Genomic DNA, 15,571 nt, shown 5'->3' with positions numbered 1-15,571 from the left:
ATGCCCACGCCACGGGTGATCGTCACGCGGCCCTCGCGCGAGGCCGCGCAGTGGGTGGGGCTGCTGGGCGCGCGCGGTATCACCGCCGTGGCGCTGCCGCTCATCGACATCGGCCCCTGCCGTGATGCGGCGGCAGTGCAGGCGCTCCGAGAGGCACAGGCCCGGCTCGCACAGTACCGCGCACTGATGTTTGTGAGCGGCAATGCTGTGGTCCATTTTTTTGAACAAAATAAGCCTCCAGCGCTTGATGGTCAAGCGCTTGCAGCTATCAAAACAAGAGCATGGGCCCCCGGCCCCGGCACCGTGCGCGCACTGGAGCAAGCCGGCGTGCCGCCCGACTGCATCGATGGCCCGGCGCCCGATGCGCCGCAGTTCGACTCGGAAGCGCTGTGGCAGCAAGTGGCCGCCCAGATCCGGCCCGGCGACCGCGTGCTGATCGTGCGCGGGCGCTCTGCCACAGCCCAGGGAGCGCACGACAGCAGCCAGGGCAACGGCCGCGACTGGCTGGCGCGCCAGATTGAAGCGGCGGGTGGCATGGTGGAATTTGTGGTGGCTTACCAACGCGGCGCGCCCCACTTTTCAGCGCACGAGGTGGCGCTGGCGCAACAGGCGGCTTGCGACGGATCCCTCTGGCTGCTGAGCAGCTCCGAAGCCGTGGCCCACCTGGCCGAAGCCCTGCCCGGCCAGCACTGGGGCGCCGCACATGCACTGGCCACGCACCCGCGCATTGCCGAAGCGGCCCGCGCAGCGGGCTTTGGCACCGTGGGGGAATGCCGACCGGCGCTGGACGACGTGGTGGCCTCGATAGAATCGGCCGCATGAGCTCCGCGCCCCCCGACGACCTGACCAGCCCCCCCGCCGTCAGCCCTGTGCCTGCCACGCCCCTGGCACCTGCCGCCGCTCCTGCACCGGCGGCCGGCCGGGGTGGCGCCGTGACGCTGCTGCTGGGAGCCGTAGCGGCTGCCGCGCTTGTCAGCAGTGGTCTGCTCTGGCAAAAACTCAGCTCCATCCAGGAACAGCTGGCCCGGCAGTCTGCCGACGCGGGCTCGCAGGCCATCGAGGCCCGCACCATGGCCCGCCAGGCCGAGGAACTGGTGCGCGACACCGCCGCCCGCCTGTCGGTGGCCGAAGCACGCGTGAGCGAAGTGGCCTTGCAGCGCAGCCAACTCGAAGAGCTCATGCAAAGCCTCTCACGCTCGCGCGATGAGAACCTGGTGGTGGACATCGAATCTGCCATCCGGCTCGCGCTGCAACAGGCACAGCTCACCGGCAGCCTGGAGCCGCTGGTGGCCGCACTCAAAAGTGCCGACCAGCGCATCGAACGTGCCGCCCAGCCCCGGCTGGCCCCTGTGCAACGTGCCATTGGCCGCGACCTGGACCGCCTGACCCGTGCCACCGTCACAGATACCGCGGGCCTGCTGGCGCGTCTGGATGACCTGGTGCGCCAGGTGGACGACCTGCCCGTGCTCAATGCTGTGGCCCAGGCTGCTGCCACGCGCCGGCTGGCGGCTGCGGCGGCGGCCCCTGCGCCGGGCACCACCGCCCCGGCAGCCACCGAGGGCATGGCCTGGTGGCAAGCCGCATTGCAGCGCAGCTGGGAGGTGGTGCGCGACGAGGCCCGGGGCCTGGTGCGCGTAAGCCGCATCGACCAGCCCGAAGCCATCTTGCTGGCGCCCGAACAGACCTTCTTCCTGCGCGAGAACCTCAAGCTCAAGCTGCTCAACGCGCGCCTCGGGGTGCTGGCCCGCCAGTTCGAGTCCGCCCGGGCAGATCTGGCAGCCGCCACGGTGGCCCTGAACAAATACTTCGACCCGGCCTCGCGCCGCACCCAGAACGCCGCCAGCACCTTGCAGACCGCGCAGGCCAGCATCAAGGCCGCAGAGCAGCCACGCCTGGACGAAACCCTGTCGGCGCTGGCGACCGCCGCTGCGGGGAGATAAAGATGCCCCCTGAGTCGCTTTGCGCCTTCCCCCAAGGGGGACGCCCCCAGTGGCCTGGCAAAGCCAGTTCCACGGGGGCGCTCGCCTTGTGCGCGCCGTTGGATTGGCTAAAGGCTGCGCGCAGCGCAATGGATAACTGAACTGATATGCGCGCTGCACTTTGGCTTTTGGCGTTGTTTGGCGTGGCCGTGGCCGCAGCGCTGTTCGCGGGCAACAACCAGGGCACCGTCACACTGTACTGGCCGCCTTACCGAATCGACCTGTCTCTCAACATGGTGGTGCTGCTGCTGGTCGGCAGCTTTGTCACCATCTATGCCGCGCTGCGCGCGCTGGCCGCGCTGCTGGAGCTGCCCCACCAGGCACGCCGCTGGCGCGTTCAGCAAAAAGAACGCGCCATGCACGCCGCATTGCTCGACGCACTGACCCACATGCTCGGTGGCCGCTTCATAAGGTCGCGCAAAGCAGCCGTTGCCGCGCTGTCGCAGGAAAACGCGCTGGCTGCAGCCGGCGAAACCGTGCCGCACGGGCGGCAACTGCGCGCGCTGGCACACATGATTGCAGCCGAGGCCTCCCACGCACTGCAGGATGGCGCCACGCGCGAGAGCCATCTGCAGGACGCCTTGCAGCAAGCCCCCGCGCGCGGCAGCGTGAACGAGCAGGAGATGCGCGAAGGTGCCCAGATGCGCGCTGCGCGCTGGTCGCTGGACGACCGCGATGCGGACGCTGCCCTGGAGCGCCTGGCCGCCCTGCCACAGGGCGCCGCGCGCCGCACCCTGGCGCTGCGCATCAAGCTCAAGGCCACCCGCCTGGCGCGCCAGACGCAGGACGCACTCGATACCGCGCGGCTGCTGGCCAAGCACCGTGCGTTTTCCCCCAGCGCAGCGCAAAGCATTGTGCGGGGCCTGGCCATCGAGCTCATCAACAGCGCGCACGACACCGCCCAGCTGCAGCGGGTCTGGATGTCGCTGGAGCCCGCAGAACGCAACATGCCCGAGCTGGCCATCCATGCAGCGCAGCGGCTTGCCGCCCTGGGAGGCGATGGCACACTGGTGCGCGCGTGGCTCCTGCCCGTGTGGGAACGCATGGTGGACCTGCCCGACGCGCTGGCCGAGCACCATGCGCTCAAACTGGTGCGTGCGCTGGAGTCCGGTCTGGACGAGCTCGACCCCGCCTGGCTCGCCCGCATCGAAACGGCCTACCAGGCCAACCCGCGCGATGCGCGCCTGCAATACCTTGCAGGCATGGCCTGCCGCAAGCGCCAGCTGTGGGGCAAAGCGCAGCAGTTGCTCACCCAGGCCAGCTTGCAGCTTGGCGACGCGGGCCTGCGTGCCAGCGCCTGGCGTACGCTGGCGGAGCTGGCGGAAGCGCGCGGCGACGATGCCGCTGCGGCCGAGGCCTGGAAGAAGGCCGCGCTCAGCCGCTAGGTGAGCCGCACAAGCCGCGCGGCGGCACATGAGCAGCCCCCCTTCACTTGCAGCGGCCCCGCGCTGCAACCTGCGCGCCGCGAGCATTGGGGAACTTTGAGCATTCAAGCCACATCAATTCATATTTTTTGAATTGAGGCATCAATCTGCCTGAAGCAGCAGGGGGCCGCCGGTTCCTACACTGCGTCATCGCCTGAGCGCCGCACCGACTGTGCGAGCCCGGCCCCTCCCCCTTCCAGACCCACGCACGCTTTTTTTTGATGACTTCAACTGCCCCTTCCACGGCCACCACCGCGCCCCGGTACACACACACCGCCATGCTTTTGCACTGGGTGCTGGGCCTGGCACTGGTGGGCCTGTTTGCTGTGGGGCTCTACATGACGAGCCTGCCGTTTTCGCCACAGCGGCTCAAGCTCTACAACTGGCACAAATGGGCGGGCGTGACGTTGCTTGCGCTGTCGGCCCTGCGCCTGGTGTGGCGACTGGTGCACCGGCCCCCCGCACTGCCAGCCAAGGTGCAGCAGGCCATGCCCGGCTGGCAGAAGCTGGCCCACCATGCCACGCACTACCTGCTTTACGCGCTGTTTTTTGCGGTGCCGCTGATCGGTTGGGCCTACAGCTCGGCGGCCGGGTTCCCCATCGTGTTCCTCGGGGTCTGGCAGTTGCCCGACCTGGTCCCGGTGAGCGAGAGCCTCGCAGAGGCCATCAAGCCCTGGCACCAGGTGACGGCCTACGCGCTGGCAGGGATGGTGGTGCTGCACATTGCGGCAGCCCTCAAGCACCACTTCATCGACCGTGATGGCTTGCTGGCGCGCATGCTGCCCTGAGCCCGCTGCGGCGCCTGGCGCATGGAAAGCTCGCACCTTCAGCCGCGGGCCCCGGCCACCGTGCCCCACACCACACCACGAAGTCCGCATTTCGCCTTCTGTTTTTGATTGGAGTTCCCGCATGAAACTGTCTTCCACCCTCTCCCGCCTGGTGCTGGGCACCGCCCTGGCAGTCACCGCCCAGGCCGCCCTGGCCCAGCAGCAACTGGTGCCAGCGCAGAGCGAGGTGAAGTTCACGGCCCGCCAGATGGGTGTGCCGCTGGAAGGCCACTTCAAGACCTTCAGCGCCCAGGTGGCGTTTGACCCGGCCAAGCTGGCCACCAGCAAGATCCGTTTCACGGTGGATACCGGCAGTGCCACGCTGGGCTCTCGCGAAACCGATGCCGAGCTGCCCAAGCCCACCTGGTTCAACGTGCCCAAATTCCCCCAGGCGCAGTTCGAGTCGTCCAGCATCAAGGCGCTGGGTGGTGGCAAGTTTGATGTGGCGGGCACGCTCACGATCAAGGGCCAAGCGCAAAGTGTGGTGGTGCCCGTCACCCTCACGCAATCCGGTGCCACCACCACCGCAGCGGGTGCGCTGCCCATCAAGCGGCTGGCCTTCAAGATCGGCGAGAACGAGTGGGCCGACACCTCGATGGTGGCCGACGACGTTCAGGTGAAGTTCAAGCTCGCGCTGACCGGCGTGGGCAAGCTGTAGTTTTTTCCGTTTCTTTTTTTCAACTGTTTTTTCAGGAGTTTTTGATGCGCAAATCCCTTTTCGCCCTCGCCGCCACCGCTGTTGTGGCCACCGCCGCCCACGCAGCGCCCGCCACCTACGCCATCGACCCCACGCACACCTTTGCCACCTTCGAGATCAGCCACTTTGGCGCCGCCGTGAACCGCGGCCGCTTTGACAAAAAAGAAGGTACCGTGCAGTTCGACAAGGTCGGCAAGAGCGGCAAGGTGGAGATCGCGTTCGACGTCGCCTCGGTCACCACCGGCACCGCCGCCTTTGACAAGCACCTGCAAAGCGCCGAGCTGCTGGACGCCGCCAAGCACCCCAAGGCCACGTTTGCCTCGGACAAGTTCAACTTCAATGGCGACAAGCTCGCATCGGTCGACGGCAAGCTCACGCTGCTGGGCAAGACCCAGCCCGTCACCCTCAAGGCCAACCAGTTTGCCTGCTACGACAGCCCCATGCTCAAGCGCGAGGTGTGCGGCGGCGACTTCGAAACCACCATCGACCGCACTGCTTTCGGTGTGAACTACGGCATTGACTGGGGCTTCCCCAAGAACGTGCGCCTGGTGCTGCAGATCGAAGCCGTGAAGCAATAACCGGCATCCGTCACCGTCCAGACCGTGGCACAGAAGCCCCCCGCAGCCTGAACGCAGTGGGGGGCTTTTTCAATGTGGGGGTCAGGGTCAAAATTCAACTTAACGTAAATCAATTACGAATAGTAGAATCCGCAAACCGCTTTGAGGAGACACTGCATGAACGCCATCCTGAAACCTGACCTGGCCACGCTCCCCCCACCGGCCGCCATCCAGCAGCTGCACCACTTCGCCTACAAGGCGCGTGATGCCGAGGAAACGCGCCAGTTCTACGAAGACATACTGGGTCTGCCGCTGTACCACATCATCCAGAGCGACTACGTGCCCAGCACCGGCGAGTACTGCCCGTACACGCATTTCTTCTTCCGCCTGAAGGATGGTTCCTTCATCGCCTTCTTCGACCTGGGCGATGACGTGAAGGCCGAGCCCTCGCCCAACACGCCGCTGTGGGTCAACCACATCGCCTTCCGGGTGGACACGGTGCAGGAGCTGGAGAACACCAAGAAGCGCCTGGAAGCCCACGGCATAGAAGTGCTGGGCGTGACGGACCACCACATCTTTCACAGCATCTATTTCTTTGACCCCAACGGCATCCGCCTGGAACTGTCGGCCCAGCTGGCCGACGAGGAGCAGATGGCCAAGGACAGCACCGTGGCCCATGCCCGTCTGGCCGAATGGACAGCGCGCAAGGAGCAGTGGCGCAAAGAGCGGGCTGAGGGCAAGGTGGCAGCCCCGCTCAAGCCCCAGCAAAACGACCGGCCGGAGTATGTGAAGGGCTGACCGGCCACAGCCATGCGCCCCCCGCCCGTGGGGCACCCACCCGGTTGGATTTATGGCAAAAACAGGCTGCAGCGCTTTACCATAAAGCGTTTGCAGCTATTTATTCAATAGCAAATCAACCACCGGCCTGCGCGGCACCGTTGGTCAGCCTTCGAGCTGCTGCACGCGCATGATCTGGTGCCGCTGCCAGTACGCGCCCACCACGGCATTGAAGTGGTCCTTTTCCTTCTTGAGGCCGGGCAGCTTGACCTTGGTGGTCTTCTGGCCAATCAGGCCTTTTTCGGGATGGGTCACCACCAGGGCATTGCCCAAGCTGCTCTCCTTGAACTGCAGGTCTTTCACCGCATCCCAGAACACCGTCATTGCGTCGGCCGAAGTGCGGATGCCATCAATGCTCACCTCCACTGTAGCGCCGCCCTTGAGCGCGAACGACACCGGCGGGAAGTACTTGAGCACCAGCGCGCGCTCTGCATCGGTGGCGGGCTCGTAGCGGTAGGCCAGGCTGCGCTCGTGGTCCTGGGCAAACTCGGTTTCGTAGGCGCTCCACAGGCGTTGCTCGATGGCATCTGCGGTGAGGATCTCCTGCGCCCAGGTGGCAGCGGGCGCGCGCACGGCAATGGCACCATAGTCCCGCTCTGCCAGGCTCATGCCCACGTTGCGCATGCGCTCGGGCATGGCGGGGTGGGAGTCGAACGGGTGCGGCACATTGGCGCTCTTCATCGCATCCAGAAAATCGTCCGACGCGGCATAGGGTGCCAGGCCGCTGGCCACATAGCGGGCAATGCCCAGCTGGTTGTCGTGACGCTGGTCTTGCCCGAAGAGCTCGTCTTCGATCTTGTCGCGGTACTGGGCGTAGGCAGCAATCTTGACCAGCGACTGGGCAATCGCCGCGGGTGACACCAGCTTGGCCGCAATGCGGTCGGCCTTGAACTCGCGCTCGCGGCTGTCGCGTGCCAGGGCAATTTCGAAGATGGTGCGGTACAGGTCCAGCACGGGCGACACGACGGCCGACAGTCCTCCGGCGCGGATGGCGTGGCGGTAATGGTCAAACTGCACCAGCTTGGGGCCCAGGCGCGCACTGCTGCGGGTGTCGCCCCCGCGCAGGTGGGCCAGCTCGTGGCCCAGCACGGCGTCCGCCTCGGACTGGTCAAGGATGCGCAGCAGCGGCAGGCTGACGAAGAGGGTGCGGCCCGTGAGCGTGTGGTTGCCCACGGTGAGCGGCGCCTCGGTCACAAAGAAGTTGGCGTCGATGCCGGCCACGATGTTCCGCGGCGGCTCGGTGTTCAGGCGCTGGGCCAGCTGGCGGATGCGCTTCCACAGCACAGGCGCATCGGCTTCGGACACGAGCTCGCCCACGGCCTGGTTGTCCCAGTGCACGCGCTTGAAGATGCCTGCCACGGCCACAAAAACCCCCAGCGCCACCGCCAGCCCCACGAGGACGATGAACTTGGGCGAGTACTGGTGAAAGAAGAAGGCGGTGACCCAGAACGACAGCCACACCGCCAGCGCGCCCTGCACCAGCAACGATGCAGCACTGGCCCAGGTGGTCAGCCGCCAGCCCGTGACAAAGCTCGTGTATTGCATCTTGCGGTCAGCAAAGGCCAGCGCCCCCAGGCCCAGCACGGCCAGCAGCAACAGCGCGCTGACCACCATGGTCCACAGCGACACGGTGCGCACCAGGGTGAACTGCCAGACCTCGCCATAGCGCTCGCACAGGGCTGCGCGGTAGTCCTGCGCCTGGGGGTCGGTGCTGCTGCAGATGGTGGACGGCGGGTTGCTGCGGTAATAGTCCTTGCGGGCCTGTTTTTCAGAGGCCGGCATGCCTTTTTCGGCATCAATGCGCTGGCTGATGGCCGCGACAAAACGCTCATCCCTGTCCCGCTGCGCGTAGCCGGTGAAGACATATGTCAACGCCGGGATCAAGAACAGCGCGAGCAGCGCATAGACAAAGACCTTGAGCAAGCCCGTTTTGAGAGCAGATTGAAGAGTCATGGTGGTTCTGACGGTGTGTTTTATGGTGTTGTCCGCATGCACGCACGGAGCTGGTTCGCGTTGCCGCGCCCCCCCTCGGGCTCCGTGCGGCGCGATTATCAGGACGCTGGCGCTGGCACAGGGAGGATCAAGGTAACAAATGGATAGCGCCCTCCGGCGGCGGCCGTGGCGCAGTCGCCCAAGGCGCCCACCAGCCACCAGCGCCCGCCCGAAGGGGCGCCCTCCCCTTAAAATGCCCGGTTCACCCTCTTGTCCGTCTGTCGAGGCGCCCCTGCGGCCGCCTCTTCCATAGCCACACCCCATGAACATGCCCGTGCAACAACCCGGCCTCGAAAGCCTGTCCAAGTCGTTTGAACCCGCTGCGCTGGAAGCCCACTGGGGCCCCGAATGGGAAAAGCGCGGCTATGGCACCGCAGGCCACCGTGGCACGGGCGCTGCGCAGGCGGGCGAGCCCGCGTTTTCCATCCAGCTGCCGCCCCCCAACGTCACGGGCACGCTGCACATGGGCCATGCGTTCAACCAGACGATCATGGACAGCCTCACGCGCTACCACCGCATGCGCGGCTACAACACCGTGTGGGTGCCCGGCACCGACCACGCGGGCATCGCCACGCAGATCGTGGTGGAGCGCCAGCTGCAGGAGCAAGGCATCAGCCGCTACGACATGGGCCCCACCCCGCCCGAGGCGCGCAAGAACTTTGTGAGCAAGGTGTGGGAGTGGAAGGAAAAGTCGGGCAACACCATCACCACGCAGATGCGCCGCATGGGCGACAGCGTGGACTGGAGCCGCGAATATTTCACCATGGACGACAAGCTGAGCGCCGTGGTCACCGACACCTTCGTGAAGCTGTATGAACAGGGCCTGATCTACCGTGGCAAGCGCCTGGTGAACTGGGACCCGAAGCTGCAGTCCGCCGTGTCCGACCTGGAGGTCGAGAGCGAAGAAAAAGACGGCTCGCTGTGGCACATCGCCTACCCCCTGGTAGACCCTGATGGAAGCCTTGCGGCTTCGGGCTCGGTCAGCCTGACCGTGGCCACCACCCGGCCTGAAACCATGCTGGGCGACGTGGCGCTGATGGTGCACCCCGAGGATGCGCGCTACACGCACCTCATCGGCAAGATGGTCAACCTGCCGCTGTGCGACCGCCAGATCCCGGTGATTGCCGACGAGTACGTGGACAAGGAATTTGGCACCGGCGTGGTGAAGGTGACGCCTGCGCACGACCAGAACGACTACGCCGTTGGGCAGCGCCACAAGCTGCCGATGATCTGCGTGCTGACCCTGCAGGCCACCATCAACGAGAACGCGCCCGCCAAGTACCAGGGCATGGACCGCTTCGTGGCCCGCAAGGCCATCGTGGCCGACCTGGAAGCCATCGGCGCGCTGGTGGAGGTGAAGAAGCACAAGCTCATGGTGCCCATCTGCACCCGCACCGGCCAGGTGATCGAGCCCATGCTGACCGACCAGTGGTTCGTGGCCATGAGCAAGGTCAGCGACCAGGACCCCACGGGCAAGAGCATTGCGCAAAAGGCCATCGACGCCGTGGCCAGCGGCGAAGTGACCTTTGTGCCCGAGAACTGGGTGAACACCTACAACCAGTGGATGAACAACATCCAGGACTGGTGCATCAGCCGCCAGCTGTGGTGGGGCCATCAGATTCCGGCGTGGTACGACGAAGAGGGCAACGTGATCGTGGCCCGCACTGAAGCCGAAGCCCAGGCCAAGGCTCCGGGCAAGACGCTGCGCCGCGATGAAGACGTGCTGGACACCTGGTACTCATCGGCCCTCGTGCCCTTCAGCACCATGGGCTGGCCCAACCAGGGCGACAGCGCCACCGACGACTTCAACCTGTACCTCCCCAGCACCGTGCTGGTCACGGGCTACGACATCATCTTTTTCTGGGTCGCCCGGATGATCATGATGACCACGCATTTCACGGGCCGCGTGCCGTTCAAGCACGTGTACATCCACGGCCTGGTGCGCGACGCGCAGGGCAAGAAGATGTCCAAGTCCGAAGGCAACGTGCTCGACCCGGTGGACCTGATCGACGGCATTGCGCTGGAGCCCCTGCTCGACAAGCGCACCACCGGCCTGCGCAAGCCCGAGACTGCGCCCACCGTGCGCAAGAACACGCAAAAGGAATTCCCCGACGGCATTCCGGCCTATGGCGCCGATGCGTTGCGCTTTACGTTTGCGGCGCTGGCATCCCTGGGTCGCAGCATCAACTTCGACAGCAAGCGCTGCGAGGGCTACCGCAACTTCTGCAACAAGCTCTGGAACGCCAGCCGCTTTGTGCTGATGAACTGCGAAGGCCAGGACTGCGGCCTGAAAGAGCACACCAAGGAAGAATGCCAGCCCGGCGGCCCCGCCCACGGCTACATGCAGTTCAGCCAGGCCGACCGCTGGATCAGCTCGCTGCTGCAAAAGACCGAGGCCGAAGTCGCCAAGGGCTTTGAAGAGTACCGCCTGGACAACGTGGCCAACACGATCTATGACTTTGTCTGGAACGAGTACTGCGACTGGTACCTGGAGATCGCCAAGGTGCAGATCCAGAACGGCACCGAAGCGCAGCAGCGCGCCACGCGTCGCACGCTGATCCGCACGCTGGAAGCCATCCTGCGCCTGGCCCACCCCATCATCCCCTTCATCACCGAAGCCCTGTGGCAGGTGGTGGCACCCGTCGCTGGCTTGAAGGGAGAGTCGGTCAGCATTGCCCACTACCCGCAAGCCCAGCCAGAGAAGATTGACGAGGCGGCCATCGCCCACATGGACCGCGTCAAAGGCTTGGTGGACACCTGCCGTGCGTTGCGCGGTGAGATGAACGTCTCGCCCTCCACCCGCCTGCCCATGTATGTGGTGGGCGATGCCGACTTCATGCGCGGCGTGGCGCCGGTGCTGCAGGCACTGGCCAAGCTCAGCGAGGTCAAGGTGTTTGACGACGAGGCCGCCTGGGCCGCCGCCGCGCAGGCAGCGCCTGTGGCCGTGGTGGGCGAAGCTCGGCTGGCGCTGTACATGGAGATTGACGTGGCCGCCGAGAAGGCCCGCTTGTCCAAGGAAATCGCCCGCATCGAAGGCGAAGTCGCCAAGGCCAACAACAAGCTCTCGAACGAAGCCTTTGTGGCCAAGGCCCCTGCAGCGGTGATCGAGCAGGAGAAAAAGCGCATTGCCGACTTCGGCACCACGCTGGGCAGATTGCGCGATCAGCTGACACGGCTGGGCTGAGGACGCCCCGATACTCGACCGAGCGGCCTGCTTTTTTGCGGCAGGCCACCCGGTTGACGACCACCCCATTGCACTGAAGGAGCCCCATGACGACCGCCACCACCGTCCGTAAAGCCGTTTTCCCTGTTGCAGGCCTGGGCACGCGCTTTTTGCCCGCCACCAAGGCATCGCCCAAAGAGATGCTGCCCGTGGTGGACAAGCCGCTGATCCAGTACGCAGTGGAAGAAGCTTACGCCGCTGGCATTCGCCACATGATCTTTGTCACCGGCCGCAGCAAGCGCGCCATCGAAGACCACTTTGACACCGCCTACGAACTGGAAAACGAGCTGGAGGCCGCTGGCAAGCTGGACCTGCTGAACCTGGTGCGGTCGGTGCAGCCCGACGACATGGATTGCGCCTTTGTGCGCCAGCCCCGCTCGCTGGGCCTGGGCCACGCCGTGCTGTGCGCCGAGCCGCTGGTCGGCAAAGAGCCGTTTGCGGTGCTGCTTGCCGATGACTTGATGGTGGGCCCGAAGGATGGCGAGCCCGTGCTCAAGCAGATGGCTGCAGCCTTCCGCCAGCAAGGCCGCTCGGTGATCGCCGTGCAGGAGGTGCCGGAAGACCAGGTGCACAAATACGGCATCGTGGCGGGCGAGCCCGCAGGCGGCCCGCTGATCCGCATTGAACGCATCGTCGAAAAGCCCAAGGCCGCTGACGCGCCATCGCGCATGGGCGTGGCCGGCCGCTACATCCTCACGCCCGGCGTGTTCGACGAGATCCGCAACCAGCCACGCGGCGTGGGCGGCGAGATCCAGCTCACCGACGGCATCGCCCGTCTGATGCAGCACGAGGCGGTGTACGCCTTTCAGTACGAGGGCAAGCGCTACGACTGCGGCAGCAAGGAAGGGTTCTTGGAAGCCACGGTGGAACTGGCTTTGCAGCACCCGCAGGTGGGCAAGCACTTCCGCGAATACCTGAAGACGCTGGCGCTGTAACCCGTGCCGCCAACGCTTCAAATTACTATCAAAAATATAGCTGCCAGCGCTTGATGCGCAAGCGCTGGCAGCTATTTTTACTTGTTAACGACGGCGCAGGATGTGGATGAACTCCTCGCCCACCGTCTGCTGCTCCACCAGCTCGTTGCCGGTCTGCTTGGCAAACGCCTGAAAGTCGCGCAGCGATCCGTTGTCGGTGGCCACCACCTTGAGCAGCTGGCCGCTGGCCATGTCCGACAGCGCCTTCTTGGCCTTGAGGATGGGCAGGGGGCAGTTCAGGCCCCGGGTGTCGATTTCTTTGTGAACGTCCATGGTCATCAATCCTTAGGCGGCGTCGCGACCGGGGCTTGGTCATCCAGCCCGCGGCGGCGCTCTGCATTTTCTTCGGCGGTAAAAAACACCGGCTCATGGCCCCTGGTGCGCAGCCAGTCGGCCAGCGCATAGCCGGTGCCCGCAGGCCAGCACTTGAGGTCTGCCAGATCGTACAGACGGTAGTCCACCAGCTCGGGCGACAACTGAACCTGCCCCGTGGCCACCACATGGTAGGCAATGATGATCTGGTTCATGCGCAGGAACTCATACGCGCCCACCAGCGTGGTGGACTGCACGTCGAGGTTGGTTTCCTCCTTCACCTCGCGCGCAATGCCTTCCTGGGGCGACTCGCCCGCCTCCATGAAGCCCGTGATCAGCGCAAACATCTTGCCCGGCCAGGCCGCGTTGCGCGCCAGCAGCACCTTGCCGTCGATCTCCACAATGGCGGCCAGCACGGGCGTGGGGTTGTTCCAGTGCGTCCAGCCACAGGCGGGGCAGCGCAGCCGCTCCTTGTCGCCACCGTCCTCGGCCAGCGTGATGGGCTGCAGTGCGGTACCGCAATGGGAGCAATGGCGAACTTCGTAGTGCATAGATTATTTACTATTGTTTTTATAGCTATCAGCGCTTACCCATCATGCGCCAGATGCCAATTTCATTCAAATTTACCGCCTTGCAGGCGCACAGCAGGTCAGGCCGGGAACACGCCGGTGGACAGATACCTGTCGCCCCGGTCGCACACGATGAACACGACGGTGGCGTTGCTCTCGCGCGCCGCAATCTGCTGCGCCACCCAGCAAGCGCCCGCGGCCGAGATGCCGGCAAAGATGCCCTCTTCGCGCGCCAGGCGGCGGCACATGTCTTCCGCGTTGTCCTGGCTCACGTACACAAGCTCGTCCACTGTGCTGGCGTCGTAGATCTTGGGCAGATATTCCTGCGGCCACTTGCGAATGCCTGGGATGCGCGAGCCTTCTTCGGGCTGCGCACCAATGATCTGGATGGCCGGGTTCTTCTCCTTGAGGAACCGCGACACGCCCGTGATGGTGCCCGTGGTGCCCATGGCGCTCACAAAGTGCGTGATGCGCCCGCCCGTCTGCTCCCAGATTTCGGGGCCGGTAGTTTCGTAGTGGATGCGCGGGTTGTCGGGGTTGCCAAACTGGTCGAGCACCTTGCCTTCGCCACGCTTTTGCATGGCCTCGGCCAGATCGCGCGCGTGTTCCATGCCGCCGCTCTTGGGGGTGAGCACCAGCTCCGCGCCAAACGCCTTCATGGTCTGAGCGCGCTCGATGGACAAATCCTCGGGCATCACCAGCACCATGCGGTAGCCCTTGATGGCCGCCGCCATCGCCAGCGCAATGCCGGTATTGCCCGACGTGGCCTCGATCAGCGTGTCGCCGGGGCGGATGTCTCCGCGCTCTTCGGCCCGGCGGATCATCGACAGTGCAGGCCGGTCTTTCACAGAGCCGGCCGGGTTGTTGCCCTCCAGCTTGCCCAGCACCACGTTGCCACGCGCCGCATTGTCCTTGGCGCCAATGCGCTGCAGTGCCACCAGCGGCGTGTTGCCCACCGCGTCTTCAATCGTCGGATATTTCATGCGCCCTACTGTGCCATAATTTGGGGCTTCACGAATTCCAGCCCGGGTGGTGAAATTGGTAGACGCAGGGGACTCAAAATCCCCCGCCGCAAGGCGTGCCGGTTCGATTCCGGCCCCGGGCACCAGACAAGGCCGGTAGCTCCCAGCGAGCTACCGGCCTTTTTGTTTTTGTGTCGCCACATTCAGGCTCTGCGGCGGGCTCCCGCCCTGTTTCATGCAGCTTGTGCTTGCGCGTCGGCGACATTGGCCCTGCGCCATCGACCGCGTGCGCCGTGAGCCCCGTCACTGGGCCGCCAGCACCAGAAAATCCTGCTCGTAGCCCTTCACCGACTGCACGGCTTTGGCGCGCTGTGCTGCAGTCATGGCGTTGTGCACGCGCGAGAAGCCTTCGCAGCTTTCTTTCAGCAGCGCCTGCGCATAGCGCTGGTAGCCAGCGTCGGGCGATGCGTTGAAGCGGCTGATGTAGCCGCGCAGCAGGCTACGGGCCTGCTCGGTGTTGGTGCGGTCTTCCGCGATTTTCTGCAGCACCTGCACCAGGTCTTTCTGGCGGCGCAGGCGCTCGGCGTAGTGGCGTTGCGGCTCAAACAAAGATTGGGCAATGAAAGCGCGCAACGCGGCCTTTTGCGGTTCTTCGAGAGCACCATAAAAGCCCTCAGCGCGCGACTGCAGCAGCTTGAAGCGCCGCTCACGCAGTTGGTCGCGGGTGATGTCCACCCACTCCTTCTTCCACTCGGCGTTGCTGTCCGCCTGCTTTTTTTGCAGGTTGCGGATCTGGCTGTCGGTGAGCTGCGTGGCCAACCACACCAGTTTGGGCTCGGCCTGGCTGATGACCTTGTCGATCTGGGTGCGCACTGCGTCATAGGTGCGACAGGCCTGGTCGGGTGCCACTGCGTCGGGCAATTGTTGCTGCACGGTCTGCAGCAGCTCGGCATGCCGGGGCAGCATGGTGTCGCGGTGCCACTGGTGCAGCACGCCCAGTTCATCGCGCACGCGCTCGGTCTGGATATCCGACAGACCCAGGTAGCGGTTGAGCTGCCAGTAGGCTAGGTGCGGCACCTGGTTGTAGGCCAGTTTGACAGCGCTGCAGCCCTGCAGGATGAGCACGCAGGCCGCCAGCGTGGCAACACACAGTGCTTTGCGAAAGGAGGACATCGCGCGCAAGAAGACTCCTCAGGGATGGCAGGTGGCGAGCCCCGC

The 15,571-nt window shown here is 65.1% G+C and carries 14 protein-coding genes and 1 tRNA gene; 10 read left to right on the top strand and 5 right to left on the bottom strand.

Features of this window, described 5'->3' with window-relative positions; all coding sequences use genetic code 11:
• From KYG_RS00155 to KYG_RS00125, 7 genes are all read left to right on the top strand, one after another.
• Positions 1 to 822, top strand: coding sequence for a uroporphyrinogen-III synthase (locus KYG_RS00155; RefSeq protein ID WP_008902796.1), 822 nt, complete (start codon positions 1 to 3; stop codon positions 820 to 822).
• On the top strand, positions 819 to 1,940 hold the full coding sequence (locus KYG_RS00150) for a uroporphyrinogen-III C-methyltransferase (protein WP_008902795.1): 1,122 nt from the start codon (positions 819 to 821) through the stop codon (positions 1,938 to 1,940). The genes KYG_RS00155 and KYG_RS00150 overlap by 4 nt, the downstream gene beginning before the upstream one ends.
• 146 nt (positions 1,941 to 2,086) lie before the next feature.
• Complete coding sequence (locus KYG_RS00145; RefSeq protein WP_008902794.1) at positions 2,087 to 3,364, top strand: heme biosynthesis HemY N-terminal domain-containing protein; 1,278 nt, start codon at positions 2,087 to 2,089, stop codon at positions 3,362 to 3,364.
• A 260-nt stretch (positions 3,365 to 3,624) separates the two neighbouring features.
• Entirely contained in the window at positions 3,625 to 4,191 is a 567-nt protein-coding gene (locus KYG_RS00140) for a cytochrome b (RefSeq protein ID WP_034692321.1), read from the top strand.
• Positions 4,192 to 4,312: 121 nt separating this feature from the next.
• Positions 4,313 to 4,888, top strand: coding sequence for a YceI family protein (locus KYG_RS00135; protein WP_008902792.1), 576 nt, complete (start codon positions 4,313 to 4,315; stop codon positions 4,886 to 4,888).
• Positions 4,889 to 4,932: 44 nt separating this feature from the next.
• Entirely contained in the window at positions 4,933 to 5,505 is a 573-nt protein-coding gene (locus KYG_RS00130) for a YceI family protein (protein WP_008902791.1), read from the top strand.
• Positions 5,506 to 5,661: 156 nt separating this feature from the next.
• The gene (locus KYG_RS00125; protein ID WP_008902790.1) at positions 5,662 to 6,282 is read left to right on the top strand and encodes a VOC family protein; all 621 of its coding nucleotides are present in this window, start codon (positions 5,662 to 5,664) and stop codon (positions 6,280 to 6,282) included.
• A gap of 144 nt (positions 6,283 to 6,426) precedes the next feature.
• On the opposite strand, the gene KYG_RS00120 is transcribed toward KYG_RS00125, so the two are convergent.
• A complete protein-coding gene (locus KYG_RS00120) occupies positions 6,427 to 8,274 on the bottom strand; it encodes a M48 family metallopeptidase (protein WP_034692318.1) in 1,848 nt (615 codons plus the stop codon).
• A 301-nt stretch (positions 8,275 to 8,575) separates the two neighbouring features.
• Between KYG_RS00120 and KYG_RS00115 the strand changes: the two genes are divergently transcribed.
• Positions 8,576 to 11,497: a valine--tRNA ligase gene (locus KYG_RS00115; RefSeq protein WP_008902788.1), complete on the top strand. Its 2,922-nt coding sequence runs from the start codon at positions 8,576 to 8,578 to the stop codon at positions 11,495 to 11,497.
• A gap of 86 nt (positions 11,498 to 11,583) precedes the next feature.
• A complete protein-coding gene (gene galU, locus KYG_RS00110) occupies positions 11,584 to 12,471 on the top strand; it encodes a UTP--glucose-1-phosphate uridylyltransferase GalU (protein ID WP_008902787.1) in 888 nt (295 codons plus the stop codon).
• Positions 12,472 to 12,555: 84 nt separating this feature from the next.
• On the opposite strand, the gene KYG_RS00105 is transcribed toward galU, so the two are convergent.
• From KYG_RS00105 to cysM, 3 genes are all read right to left on the bottom strand, one after another.
• Positions 12,556 to 12,783, bottom strand: a complete 228-nt coding sequence (locus tag KYG_RS00105; RefSeq protein ID WP_008902786.1) for a sulfurtransferase TusA family protein — start codon at positions 12,781 to 12,783, stop codon at positions 12,556 to 12,558.
• Between the two features lie 5 nt (positions 12,784 to 12,788).
• Complete coding sequence (locus tag KYG_RS00100; RefSeq protein ID WP_008902785.1) at positions 12,789 to 13,373, bottom strand: NUDIX domain-containing protein; 585 nt, start codon at positions 13,371 to 13,373, stop codon at positions 12,789 to 12,791.
• A gap of 98 nt (positions 13,374 to 13,471) precedes the next feature.
• The gene (gene cysM, locus KYG_RS00095) at positions 13,472 to 14,374 is read right to left on the bottom strand and encodes a cysteine synthase CysM (protein WP_008902784.1); all 903 of its coding nucleotides are present in this window, start codon (positions 14,372 to 14,374) and stop codon (positions 13,472 to 13,474) included.
• 40 nt (positions 14,375 to 14,414) lie between these two features.
• On the opposite strand from cysM, the gene KYG_RS00090 reads away from it, so the two are divergent.
• Positions 14,415 to 14,499: transfer RNA gene (locus KYG_RS00090), tRNA-Leu, on the top strand.
• Positions 14,500 to 14,656: 157 nt separating this feature from the next.
• Here KYG_RS00090 and KYG_RS00085 read toward each other — a convergent pair.
• Complete coding sequence (locus KYG_RS00085) at positions 14,657 to 15,526, bottom strand: DUF6279 family lipoprotein (protein WP_008902783.1); 870 nt, start codon at positions 15,524 to 15,526, stop codon at positions 14,657 to 14,659.
• Between the last annotated feature and the right edge of the window lie 45 nt (positions 15,527 to 15,571).

Source organism: Acidovorax sp. NO-1, from assembly GCF_000238595.1.
In the GTDB taxonomy this organism is placed as follows: domain Bacteria; phylum Pseudomonadota; class Gammaproteobacteria; order Burkholderiales; family Burkholderiaceae_C; genus Acidovorax.
This window is presented reverse-complemented; position numbering and strand designations above follow the sequence as displayed.

What these genes read in the sequence shown, in the direction of transcription:
- KYG_RS00155 (WP_008902796.1), top strand. Translation starts at nt 1, where the DNA reads ATGCCCACGCCACGGGTGATCGTCACGCGGCCCTCGCGCGAGGCCGCG.
- KYG_RS00150 (WP_008902795.1), top strand. Translation starts at nt 819, where the DNA reads ATGAGCTCCGCGCCCCCCGACGACCTGACCAGCCCCCCCGCCGTCAGC.
- KYG_RS00145 (WP_008902794.1), top strand. Translation starts at nt 2,087, where the DNA reads ATGCGCGCTGCACTTTGGCTTTTGGCGTTGTTTGGCGTGGCCGTGGCC.
- KYG_RS00140 (WP_034692321.1), top strand. Translation starts at nt 3,625, where the DNA reads ATGACTTCAACTGCCCCTTCCACGGCCACCACCGCGCCCCGGTACACA.
- KYG_RS00135 (WP_008902792.1), top strand. Translation starts at nt 4,313, where the DNA reads ATGAAACTGTCTTCCACCCTCTCCCGCCTGGTGCTGGGCACCGCCCTG.
- KYG_RS00130 (WP_008902791.1), top strand. Translation starts at nt 4,933, where the DNA reads ATGCGCAAATCCCTTTTCGCCCTCGCCGCCACCGCTGTTGTGGCCACC.
- KYG_RS00125 (WP_008902790.1), top strand. Translation starts at nt 5,662, where the DNA reads ATGAACGCCATCCTGAAACCTGACCTGGCCACGCTCCCCCCACCGGCC.
- KYG_RS00120 (WP_034692318.1), bottom strand. Translation starts at nt 8,274, where the DNA reads ATGACTCTTCAATCTGCTCTCAAAACGGGCTTGCTCAAGGTCTTTGTC.
- KYG_RS00115 (WP_008902788.1), top strand. Translation starts at nt 8,576, where the DNA reads ATGAACATGCCCGTGCAACAACCCGGCCTCGAAAGCCTGTCCAAGTCG.
- galU (WP_008902787.1), top strand. Translation starts at nt 11,584, where the DNA reads ATGACGACCGCCACCACCGTCCGTAAAGCCGTTTTCCCTGTTGCAGGC.
- KYG_RS00105 (WP_008902786.1), bottom strand. Translation starts at nt 12,783, where the DNA reads ATGGACGTTCACAAAGAAATCGACACCCGGGGCCTGAACTGCCCCCTG.
- KYG_RS00100 (WP_008902785.1), bottom strand. Translation starts at nt 13,373, where the DNA reads ATGCACTACGAAGTTCGCCATTGCTCCCATTGCGGTACCGCACTGCAG.
- cysM (WP_008902784.1), bottom strand. Translation starts at nt 14,374, where the DNA reads ATGAAATATCCGACGATTGAAGACGCGGTGGGCAACACGCCGCTGGTG.
- KYG_RS00085 (WP_008902783.1), bottom strand. Translation starts at nt 15,526, where the DNA reads ATGTCCTCCTTTCGCAAAGCACTGTGTGTTGCCACGCTGGCGGCCTGC.